This window comes from Kitasatospora sp. NPDC001225, from assembly GCF_053597855.1.
Map to the genome: position 1 here is coordinate 1 of NZ_JBSFJC010000193.1, position 11,153 is coordinate 11,153.

The 11,153-nt window shown below is 75.7% G+C and carries 7 protein-coding genes; 5 read left to right on the top strand and 2 right to left on the bottom strand.

What is annotated here, in order from left to right; genetic code table 11:
• Nucleotides 1-104 precede the first annotated feature (104 nt).
• The 5 genes from ACWDCZ_RS36340 to ACWDCZ_RS36360 all read left to right on the top strand — a co-directional run bounded on the left by ACWDCZ_RS36340 (nt 105) and on the right by ACWDCZ_RS36360 (nt 9,428).
• Nucleotides 105-5,951 (top strand): type I polyketide synthase, encoded by a 5,847-nt coding sequence (locus ACWDCZ_RS36340; RefSeq protein WP_449818120.1) that lies wholly within the window; start codon nt 105-107, stop codon nt 5,949-5,951.
• Complete coding sequence (locus ACWDCZ_RS36345; RefSeq protein WP_449818121.1) at nt 5,951-6,448, top strand: acyl-CoA thioesterase; 498 nt, start codon at nt 5,951-5,953, stop codon at nt 6,446-6,448. Before ACWDCZ_RS36340 ends, ACWDCZ_RS36345 begins: the two co-directional genes overlap by 1 nt.
• A gap of 98 nt (nt 6,449-6,546) precedes the next feature.
• The gene (locus ACWDCZ_RS36350; protein ID WP_053112049.1) at nt 6,547-7,023 is read left to right on the top strand and encodes a flavin reductase family protein; all 477 of its coding nucleotides are present in this window, start codon (nt 6,547-6,549) and stop codon (nt 7,021-7,023) included.
• Nucleotides 7,024-7,039: 16 nt separating this feature from the next.
• On the top strand, nt 7,040-8,071 hold the full coding sequence (locus ACWDCZ_RS36355) for an NAD-dependent epimerase/dehydratase family protein (RefSeq protein WP_049651315.1): 1,032 nt from the start codon (nt 7,040-7,042) through the stop codon (nt 8,069-8,071).
• Nucleotides 8,072-8,243: 172 nt separating this feature from the next.
• Nucleotides 8,244-9,428: a cytochrome P450 gene (locus tag ACWDCZ_RS36360; protein WP_449818122.1), complete on the top strand. Its 1,185-nt coding sequence runs from the start codon at nt 8,244-8,246 to the stop codon at nt 9,426-9,428.
• A gap of 45 nt (nt 9,429-9,473) precedes the next feature.
• Here ACWDCZ_RS36360 and ACWDCZ_RS36365 read toward each other — a convergent pair whose 3' ends face one another.
• A complete protein-coding gene (locus ACWDCZ_RS36365; RefSeq protein WP_449818123.1) occupies nt 9,474-10,838 on the bottom strand; it encodes an ammonium transporter in 1,365 nt (454 codons plus the stop codon).
• Between the two features lie 11 nt (nt 10,839-10,849).
• Nucleotides 10,850-11,153 (bottom strand): hypothetical protein (locus tag ACWDCZ_RS36370; RefSeq protein ID WP_449818124.1); only part of this gene is annotated, 304 nt, incomplete at its 5' end.

Consider the following 11,153-nt stretch of genomic DNA (forward strand, 5'->3'; position numbering starts at 1 on the left):
GGACGGCGTCGTCCCAGGCCTTGCCGCGGTCGATCGCCTCGCGCTCGACGACGACGTCGCCCTTGACGACCTTGGCGGCCCAGAGCAGTGGACGGATCGCAATCGTGGGAATCGGCCTCCGCTATCCGGACGCCAATTCCCCGGGTGAGTTGTGGGACAACGTACTGGGCGGCCGCCGGGCCTTCCGGAGGCTGCCGGACGAGCGGATGAACCAGGCGGACTACTGGTCGGCGGACCGCACCGCGCCCGACCGGTACTACGCGACCAAGGCCGCCGTCCTCCGGGACTACAGCTTCGACCGGGTCGGGTACAGCGTCGCCGGCAGCACGTACCGGGCGACCGACCTGACCCACTGGCTGGCCCTCGACGTGGCCGCCGAGGCGCTCGCCGACGCCGGGTTCCCGGACGGCGCGGGCCTGCCGCGGCAGGCCACCGGTGTGGTGGTCGGCAACAGCCTCACCGGCGAGTTCTCGCGCGCCAACACGATGCGGCTGCGCTGGCCCTACGTGCGCCGGACGGTGGCCGCCGCCCTGGCGGGCAAGGGCTGGCCCGAGGGCGACGTCGCCGCCTTCCTCGGGGAGCTGGAGCCGCAGTACAAGGCGCCCTTCCCGCCGATCGACGAGGACTCGCTGGCGGGCGGCCTCGCCAACACCATCGCCGGGCGGATCTGCAACCACTTCGACCTGCGCGGAGGCGGGTACACCGTCGACGGCGCCTGCTCCTCCTCCCTGCTGTCCGTGGTCACGGCCGCCGGGGCGCTCTGTGACGGCGACCTGGACGTGGCCGTCGCCGGCGGGGTCGACCTGTCCATCGACCCGTTCGAGGTGATCGGCTTCGCCAAGACCGGCGCGCTGGCCACCGGGGAGATGAAGGTCTACGACCGGGACTCCAACGGCTTCTGGCCCGGTGAGGGCTCCGGCATGCTGGTGCTGATGCGCGAGCGGGACGCGGTGGCGCAGGGGCGGCGGATCTACGCGAGCATCAGCGGCTGGGGGGTCTCCTCGGACGGCAGGGGCGGCATCACCCGGCCCGAGGCGGGCGGCCACCGGCTGGCACTGGACCGCGCCTACCGGCGGGCGGGCTACGGGGTCGAGACGGTCTCGTACTTCGAGGGCCACGGCACCGGCACGGCCCTCGGCGACGCGACCGAGATCGAGGCGCTGTCCTCCGCGCGCCGCGCCGCCGACCCGACGGCCCGACCGGCCGCGCTCGGGACGGTCAAGGGGAACTTCGGGCACACCAAGGCCGCGGCGGGCGTGGCCGGCCTGATCAAGGCCGCCCTCGCCGTGCACCACCAGGTGATCCCCCCGGCGACCGGCCACCACGACCCGCACCCCGGCCTGCTCGGCGAGACGGCGGCCATGTACGTGCCGGGCCGGGCCGAGCTCTGGCCGGCTGACCAGCCCGTCCGGGCGGGCGTGTCGGCCATGGGCTTCGGCGGGATCAACACCCACGTCGCGGTCGCCGAGGGCCCCGGCCGCACCCGGCGCGAGGCGCTCGACGAGCGCACCACCCGGCTGGTCGCCGGACGCCAGGACGCCGAACTGCTGCTGCTGGACGGCGCGGACCCGGCCGCGCTGCGCGCGGAGCTGGGCCCACTGCTCGACCTGGTGCCCCGACTGGCCCAGGCCGAACTCGCGGACCTGGCCGGAACGCTGGCCGAGCGGCTCTCCGGCGCCCCGGTCCGGGCCGCCGTCGTCGCGACCTCGCCGGACGACGCCGCGCGGGCCCTCGAACGGCTGGCCGCGCTGCTCGACTCGGGCGCGCGGGAGGCGTTCTCGGCCGCCGAGGGGGTCTTCCTCGGCCGGGCGCGGACCGCGCCGAGGATCGTCTACCTCTTCCCCGGGCAGGGCTCGGGACACGGCGCCGTCGGCGCGATCCGGCGCCGGTTCGCCACCGCGGAGGAGGTGTTCGGTGCGGCCGGACCGCCCGCCGGTGCGGACCAGGTCGCCACCGAGGTGGCCCAGCCGCGCATCGTCACCGGTTCGCTGGCCGCCCTCCGGGTGCTGGACGGACTGGGCATCCGGGCCGGGGCCGCGGTCGGGCACAGCCTGGGCGAGCTGACGGCGCTGCACTGGGCCGGGGCGATGAGCGAGGAGCAACTGGTGCGCCTCGCCACGGTCCGCGGCCGGGTGATGGCGCGGGCGAGCCGCGACGGCGGCGCGATGGCCGGCCTGGCGGCGACCCCGGAGCGGACCGCCCGGCTGTCGGACGGATCGGACGTCGTCGTCGCGGGCTACAACGGCCCCCGGCAGACCGTGGTCTCCGGCCCCGCCGGGGCGGTCGACGAGGTCTGCCGCCGGGCGGCGGCCGAGGGCGTCACGGCGACCAGGCTGCGGGTGTCGCACGCCTTCCACTCGCCGCTGGTCGAGCCGGCCGCGGCCGCGATGGCGGCCGAACTGGCCGGGGTCGAGCTCCGCCCGCCGGTCCGCCCGGTCGCCTCCACGGTCACCGGCCGGCTGCTGGACCCGACCGCCGACCTGCGGGAGCTGCTGCGCGCCCAGGTGCTGCTCCCGGTCCGGTTCCACGAGGCCGCCGAGGCCGCGGCCGCCGACGCCGACCTGGTGGTGGAGGTCGGCCCCGGCCGGGTGCTGTCCGGCCTGCTGGCGGAGATCGCGCCGGACCTCGCGGTGCTGGCGGTCGACACCGACAGCGCCTCGCTCGGCCCGCTGCTCAGGGTCGTCGGCGCCGCCTACGTGCTCGGTGCGCCGGTGCGGACCGCGGCCTTGTTCGGCGACCGCCTGGTCCGGCCGCTGCCGCCGGAGAGCGAGCCCACCTTCCTGGCCAGCCCCTGCGAGGCGGCTCCGGCCATCGGCGCGGCCCTGGTGGCGCAGGCCGGCGGGGCGGACGACGGGGCGGACGGCGCCGAGCGGTCCGCGCGTCCGGCGGGTGCGGACACCGGCACCGGCCCGGTCTCCACGCTGGACCTGCTGCGCCGGCTCGCGGCCGAGCGGGTCGAGCTGCCGCTGGACTCCGTCACCGCGCGGACCCACCCGATGGACGACCTGCACCTGAGCTCCATCACGGTCGGCCAGATCGTCAACGACGTCACCCGGGCGCTGGGCCAGCCCGCGCTCGCCGCCACGACCGGCTTCGCGACCGTACGGCTGGGCGAACTCGCCGAGCTGATCGACCGGTTGGCGGACACCTCGCAGGCCGGGGTGGAGCCGGCGGGCGAGGTCCCCGGAGTGGCCCCGTGGGTGCGCCCCTTCGCGGTCGAGCACGTGGCGGCTCCCCTGCCGGCCGGGCCGCACCCCGGCCCCCGGGCGTCCGACCCCCGGGCCGCGGCCGACGGCTGGACGGTCTTCGCCACGCCCGGCCACCCGCTGGCCGCACCGCTGCGCACCACGCTCGCCGCGGCGGGCCTCGGGGACGGCGTCCTGCTCTGCCTCCCGGACGAGTGCGGCGCGCGGGACACGGAGCTCTTCCTGACCGCCGCACGAGCCGTCCTGGCCGCCCCCGAGGGCACCAGGCTGGTCGTGGTCCAGCACCGCCTCGGGGCGGCGGGGCTGGCGAAGACCCTGCACCTGGAACACCCGTCCGTCCCGACCACGGTGGTCGAGCTGCCCGACACCGCCCCCGAGGGGGCCGCCCGCGACGAGGCGGTGGCCCGCGTCGTCGCCGAGGCCGCCGCCACGGCCGGCTTCGCGGAGGTCCGCTACCAGCGGGACGGCCGCCGCACCGTCCCGGTGCTCCGCCCTCTGCCGCGCCGCCCGGTGGCGGAGGGCGAGTCACCGCTCGACGCGCGGGACGTCCTCCTGGTCACCGGCGGCGGCAAGGGCATCACCGCCGAGTGCGCCCTGGCGGTCGCCCGGGACTCCGGGGCGGCCCTGGCCCTGATCGGCCGCGCCGACCCGGCCGCCGACCGTGAACTCGCCGGGAACCTGGCCAGGATGGACGCCGCCCGCCTGCGCTACCGCTACGCCCGGGCGGACGTGACCTCGCCCGAGGAGGTCGCCGCCGCCGTGGGCCGGCTGGAGCGCGAACTCGGCCCGGTCACCGCGGTGCTGCACGGCGCCGGCCGCAACGAGCCGGCCGCCCTGGACGCGCTGACCGCCGAGGACTTCCGGCGGACCCTGGCGCCCAAGACCGACGGCCTGGCGGCGGTGCTGGCGGCCGTCGACCCGGAGCGTCTGAAGCTGCTGGTCACCTTCGGCTCGATCATCGGCCGGGCCGGGCTCCGCGGCGAGGCCCACTACGCCACCGCCAACGACTGGATGACTGAGCTGACCCTCCGCTTCCGGGACCGGCACCCGCGGGCCCGGGCGATCGCCCTGGAGTGGTCGGTCTGGTCGGGCGCGGGGATGGGCGAACGGCTCGGCGTCGTCGAGGCGCTGATCCGGGAGGGCATCACGCCGATCTCCACCGAGGACGGGATCCGGGTGCTCCGCGAGGTGCTCGCGGACCCCTCGGCCGGCCCCGTCCTGGTGGTGAGCGGACGGGCCGGCGGCCTGCCCACCCTGGCCACGGTCCAGCGCGAACTGCCGCTGACCAGGTTCGTGGAGCGGGTGGTCGCCCACCACCCGGAGATCGAGCTGATCACCGAGGCCGAGCTGTCCGAGGGCAGCGACCCGTACCTGACCGACCACCGGCTCCAGGGCGACCTGCTCTTCCCGGCCGTCCTGGGCATGGAGGCGATGGCCCAGGTGGCCGCCGCGGTGAGCGGGCACCAGGGCTCGCCGCTGCTGGAGGACGTCGAGTTCCGCCGCCCCGTGGTGGTCCGCCCGGGCGGCTCGACCACCATCCGGATCGCCGCGCTGGTGCAGGCCCCTGGAACGGTCGACGTGGTGCTGCGCAGCGAGGACACCGGCTTCACGGCCGACCACTTCCGGGCGAGGCTGCGCTACCCCCGTCCCGAGCCGCCCGGCACACCGCCGCCGGTCGGGTCCGGCCTGCCGACGGTGCCGGTCGACCCGGTGACGGAGCTGTACGGCGGCGTGCTGTTCCAGGGCAAGCGGTTCCAGCGCCTGCTGGAGTACCGGCGGGCGAGCGCCCGGCACGCCCTGGCGGAGATCTCCACCGCCGCCCAGGCGCCCTGGTTCGCCGCCTTCCTGCCGCAGGAGCAGCAGTTGGCCGACCCGGGCACCCGGGACGCGATGATGCACGCCATCCAGTGCTGCGTGCCGGACGCCACCCTGCTGCCGCAGAGCATCGAGCGGCTCTGGCTGGCCGACCGGGCGGACCAGGACACCGGGTTCGTCGTGCTCGACGCCCGGGAGCGCTCCCAGGACGGGGACCGCTACGTCTACGACCTCGTCGTGCGCACGCCCTCCGGAGCGGTGGTCGAGCACTGGCAGGGGCTGACCCTGGTCGCCGTGCGACGGCGCGACGGCGCCGGCCCGTGGGTGCCCGCGATGCTCGGCTCGTACCTGGAACGCAGCCTGGAACGGGTCCTGGGCGGCAGCCGCGCGGTGGTCGTCGAACCCGCCGCGGACGGCGACGCCGGGCACCGCGACCGCCGGGCCCGCACCGCGACCGCCGTCGGTCGGGCGCTGGGCCGGCCGGTGGAGCTGAACCACCGGCCGGACGGCAGGCCCGAACTCGGCGGCGGGCCGGGGCTCGAGGGCTGGACGGTGTCGGCCTCGCACGACGGCGGCCTGACCCTGGCGGTGGTGGGCCGGGGGCGCCTCGCCTGCGACGCCGAGTCCGTCCTGGAACGGACCCCCGAGGACTGGGACGCGCTGCTCGGCCCCGGTCAACACGCCCTGCGGGACCTGCTGGCGGCCGAGGCCGCCGAGGCTCCGGAGGTGGCCGGCACCAGGGTCTGGAGCGCGCTGGAGTGCCTGCGCAAGTCCGGTGCGACCACGCAGGCGCTGACCCTCGACCGCGTCCACCCGGACGGCTGGGCCGTCCTGTCCGCCGGCGACGCCGCCGTCGCCACCTGGGTGACCACCGTCAACGGACGGCCCGGGCCGGTCGTCTTCGCCGTACTCGCCGGAAAGGAGAACTGATGTCGGGCTACTACGAGCTGCGCCACACCGTGGGGTTCGAGGAGACCAACCTCGTCGGCAACGTCTACTACGTGAACTACCTGCGCTGGCAGGGGCGTTGCCGGGAGATGTTCCTCAAGGAGAAGGCGCCCGGGGTGCTCGCCGAGCTACGGGAGGACCTGAAGCTGTTCACCCTCAAGGTGGAGTGCGAGTTCTTCGCCGAGATCACCGCGTTCGACGAGCTGTCGGTCCGGATGCGACTGGAGGAACTGACCCGGACCCAGGTCCAGTTCAGCTTCGACTACCTGCGGATCGACGGCGGGCAGGGGAGCCCGGTCGCCCGCGGCCGCCAGCGGATCGCGTGCATGCGCGGGCCGAACACGGCGACCGTCCCGGCCCCGCTGCCGGAGGAGCTGCGCCGGGCGCTGGCGCCGTACGCTGAGGACGCGGTGGCCGCCCGGGTCCTGGCGGCGCCGGCCCCGCCCGGCCGGCCGGTGGGCACGGGGAGGGCGCGGTGAGCGACAACGGCCGCGCCCTGGTCGACGACCCGTCACCGTCCACGACCTCGCCGTCCTCCCGGCACGCCGCCGTTCCACCGGACGCGCTGCGCGAGACGATGGCCCGGTTCGCCACCGGGATCACGGTGCTGACCACCGGTGGCGAGCACGTCCACGGGATGACCGCCAACGCCTTCAGCTCGGTGTCGCTGGAGCCGCCGCTGGTGCTGTGCTGCGTCGCCCGCACCGCGACGATGCACCGGGCGATCACGGCGACCGGGTCCTTCGCGGTCTCCGTCCTGGGGGCCGAACAGGAGCCGCTGGCACGGTACTTCGCGGGCCGCGGCCGACCGCGCGGCGCCGCCCAGTTCCACGGCGTCGACTGGCGGCCCGGCCCGTTCACCGGCGCCCCGCTGCTGTCGGGCTCGCTCGCCTGGCTGGAGTGCAAGCTGGCCGCGCAGTACGACGGCGGCGACCACTCGGTCTTCCTCGGCAGCGTGCTCGGGTCGGGCTGGACGGAGGGCCGGCAGGCGCTGCTGTTCTACGGCGGAGGATTCCACCGGGGCGTCGGCGGTGCCGGCGACGGGACCGGCTGAGCGGAGGGGTGGTCCGATGTTGGTGAGCGTGACCGGCGGCACCGGGTTCGTCGGCATCCACTCGGTCGCGGCGATGGTCCGGGGCGGGCACCGGGTGCGGATGCTGGTGCGCGACCCGGCCCGCGCGGAACGGGCCCTCGCCCTGCTGGAGGTGGACCCGGGCGCCGTCGACCTGGTCGTCGGGGACGTGACGGACGAGGGCGGCGCGGCCCGCGCGGTGCGCGGCGCCGACGCCGTCCTGCACGCGGCCTCGGTGTACTCCTTCGACAGCCGGCGGTACGCGGCCATGCGCCGGACCAACGAGCGGGGGACCGACCTGGTGCTGGCCGCGGCCCGCCGGTCGGGCGCCGATCCGGTCATCCACGTGTCGAGCATCGTCGCGCTGCTGCCGACCCGCCGGCGGCCGCTCCGGGAGGACTCCCCGGTCGGCCGCCCCCGGGAGACGTACATGGCCACCAAGGCCGCCGCCGAGCGCGTCGCCCGCCGCCACCAGCGGGACGGCGCACCGGTGGTCATCAGCTACCCGCCCGCGCTGCTCGGCCCGCTGGACCCGGGGCCGGGCGACCAGAACACCCGGCTGCGCAACACCCTGCGCGGGCTGATGCCGGTCTGGCCGCTCGGCGGCTTCCCGGTCGGCGACGTCCGCGACACCGCGCGGCTGCACGCCCGACTGCTGACCGCACCGAGGACGGGCCTCGACCGCCACTTCGCCCCGGGCCGCCAACTGGCCACCCGGGAGTACGTGCGGACCCTGCGGGAGGTCACCGGGCGGCGGCTGCCCGCGGTCTTCCTGCCCGCCCGCGCCATGCTGCCGGTCGGCGCCCTGGCCACCCTGGTGCAGCGCGGCTGGCCCTGGCACATCCCCGCGGAGTACGGCGCCGTCTACACCTGCGCCTGCGCGGCTCCCGTCCACCCGGCCGCGAGCACCTGCGGACTGCTGCCGAGGCCGATCGCGGAGACCATGGCCGACACGGTGCGCTGGCTCCGTACCGAGGGGCTCCTGACGGACCGGCAGGCGGGCCTCCTGGCGGACGGGAAGGGCAGGTGAGGGGCCCGGCTCCCCGGGGGTGAGGCGCGCCGGGGGCGGCTCCGGCTCGGGGGAGGGGGCGCGCGCGAGGCCGCCGCGCCCCCGCGCGCCGTACGGGATAGCCGCCGGTGTGCGCGGTGGCCCGGGGCCGGGGGTATCGGGAAGGGGATACCGGATGATCACGGGAGGTTCCATGAGCGAGCAGGACGTGCCGCCGATCTCGATCTTCTACCGTCGCGACGGGTTCGACCCGGGCCCGGCCCTGGGCGAGGCCCAGCGCGGGGACCCGGCCCGGCGGGTCCGGGACTTCTGGCTGCACCGGGTCGGCGAGTACCGGCTCGTCACCCGGCACGCCGACGTACGGCGCGTCTTGGCCGACCAGGAGACCTTCGCGATGTACGACCCGGAACGCGCCCCGGTCCTGCCGAACGAACTCCTCAACATGGACCCGCCCGAGCACACCCGGCTGCGCCACGTGCTGACGCCGGAGTTCACCGGGAAACGGATCCGCTCCCTGGAGCCGATGATCCGCGCCCTGGTCGGCGAACTGCTCGACGCCATGGAAGCGCGGGGGCCCGCGGCGGACCTGATGGACGACTTCGCCCTCCCGCTGCCGCTCGGGGTGATCTGCGCGATGCTCGGCGTCCCCGACCCGGACCAGGGGGACTTCCACCGCTGGTCCCGGACCACGCTGGACCTCGGGCTCCCCATGGAGGAACGGCTCGCGGCCGGCCGGGAGTCGCACTCGTACGTGGCCTCCCTGGTGGCGGAGAAGCGGCGCAGCCCGGACGACGGGATGATCGGCATGCTCGTCCGGGAGCACGGCGGCGCGGTGTCGGACTCCGAACTGGTCGGGGTCTGCGAGCTGCTGCTGCTCGCCGGCCACGTCACGGTGTCCAACACGATCGGCCTGGGCGTGCTCGCCCTGCTGTCGCACCCGGAGCAGGCCGACCGGCTGCGCGACGCGCCCGAGGGCGATCCGGTGGTCGACGCCGCCGTCGAGGAACTGCTGCGGTACCTGTCCGTGTCCAGCACCGCGCTGGCCCGGACGGCGCGGTGCGACACCGAGATCGGCGGCGTGCCGGTCGAGGCCGGCGAGCAGGTCGTCTGCCAGCTGCCGGTGGCGAACCGCGACCCGGCGCTCGGCGCCGGGATGGACCGCCTCGACATCGGACGCGAGCCCGTGTCGCACCTGACCTTCGGGCACGGCCCGCACCACTGCCTCGGCGCACCGCTGGCCCGCGCCGAACTGCGGATCGCGCTGCCCGCGCTGCTGCGGCGGCTGCCCGGCCTCGCGCTCGCGTGTCCCGTCGAAGAGGTGCCCTACCGGGTCAACAACGAGGTCTACGGGCTGCACGCACTGCCCGTCACCTGGTGACGGCGGCCCTCGGCCGGTGAAGGGGGCCCCGGCAGGCCCCGCCGGCTACGGGGCCCTCCTCCGCAACGCCTTCCGGACGGCCGTCGCCAGGCCGTCCGCCATTCCCCGGGCCCGGGGCCGGGGCCGGGGCCGGGACGCCGGGGGCTCGGGCCAGGGAGCCCCCGACGCCGTGAAGTCGTAGGCGGTCTCGGCGTGCTCGGTCTGGTCGATGCCGACCACCTCGACCTCCTCGGCGACCCGGAAGCCGATGGTCCCCTGGATCGCCCGGCCGAGCAGCCAGGAGAGCACGAAGGAGTAGCAGGCGACCACCACGACTCCGACCGCCTGCTTGCCGAGCTGCCCGAAGCCGCCGCCGTAGAACAGGCCCCTGGCACTCTCGCCGACGTGCCCGGTGGCGAGCAGGCCGATCAGCAGCGAGCCGATCGCCCCGCCGACCGCGTGCACGCCGACCACGTCGAGCGAGTCGTCGAAGCCCAGCCGGTACTTGAGGCTGACCGCCGCCGCGCAGACCGCGCCCGCGACCAGCCCGATCACGATGGAACCGAGCACCGAGACCGACCCGCAGGCCGGGGTGATGGCGACCAGTCCGGCCACCGCGCCGGAGGCCGCGCCCAGCGAGGTGAAGGCGCCGTTCCTCGCCCGTACGTAGGCCAGCCAGCCGAGCATCGCGGCGGCGGTGGCGATCTGGGTGTTCAGGAACGCCGCGCCGGCGACGCCGTTGGCGGCCAGCGCCGAGCCCGCGTTGAAGCCGAACCAGCCGAACCAGAGCAGCCCGGAGCCGAGCATCACCAGCGGCAGGCTGTGCGGGCGCATCGGGTGCTTCCGGAAACCGACCCGCTTGTCCAGCACCAGGCAGAGCGCCAGGCCCGCGACCCCGGCGTTGACGTGCACCGCGGTGCCGCCGGCGAAGTCGATCACGCCCACCCGGTCGACCAGCCAGCCGCCGCGCCCGTTGTCGGTGCTGAACACCCAGTGCGCGACCGGGAAGTACACCACCGTGGCCCAGACCGTGACGAACAGCGTCCAGGCGGTGAACCTGGCGCGGTCCGCGATCGCGCCGCTGACCAGCGCCGGGGTGATCACCGCGAACATCAGCTGGAACACGGCGAACACGGTGACCGGGATCGAGCCGTGCAGCTCGTCCCGCCCGATGCCGCGCATCCCCAGGTGGTCGAGGTTGCCGATCAGGCCGTGGAAGGCGTCGGAGCCGAAGCTGAGCGAGTAGCCGTAGAGCACCCACAGCACGCTGACGATCGCCAGCACGACGAAGCACATCGACAGCATGTTCAGCGTGCTCTTGGCCCTGACCATGCCCCCGTAGAAGAAGGCCAGCCCGGGGGTCATCAACATGACCAGGGCCGCACTGATGAGCACGAAGGCGGTGTCGCCCGCACTGAAACCGGCCGGCATCGGTGGCGGACTCAGCCGAGCCGGGTGCCGGTGCTCCGGTGGACCGCCGTCTTCCCGGACTCCACCGTGCCGTGTGCGGCGCGGACCGAGTCGCGCAGCAGCTCCAGTCGGTGGGGGCCGGGGGCGGCGCCCAGGGCGGTGAGCACGCCGAGCGCGGTGTCGGTCGCCTGGCGCGCGGTCCGCAGGATCGCGGTGCGCTCCTGGTCGTCGTCCTCGCCGAGGCATGCCCCACTTTGGGCAGCGGAACCTGAAGGCCGTCCGCCCGGAGGACCCGCATGCCCCGCAGTACCGCCCCGCCCCCGCCCGTCCTCCTCG

Coding starts and splice junctions, on each gene's coding strand:
- ACWDCZ_RS36345 (WP_449818121.1), top strand. CDS start 5,951: ATGTCGGGCTACTACGAGCTGCGCCACACCGTGGGGTTCGAGGAGACC.
- ACWDCZ_RS36350 (WP_053112049.1), top strand. CDS start 6,547: ATGGCCCGGTTCGCCACCGGGATCACGGTGCTGACCACCGGTGGCGAG.
- ACWDCZ_RS36355 (WP_049651315.1), top strand. CDS start 7,040: ATGTTGGTGAGCGTGACCGGCGGCACCGGGTTCGTCGGCATCCACTCG.
- ACWDCZ_RS36360 (WP_449818122.1), top strand. CDS start 8,244: ATGAGCGAGCAGGACGTGCCGCCGATCTCGATCTTCTACCGTCGCGAC.
- ACWDCZ_RS36365 (WP_449818123.1), bottom strand. CDS start 10,838: ATGCCGGCCGGTTTCAGTGCGGGCGACACCGCCTTCGTGCTCATCAGT.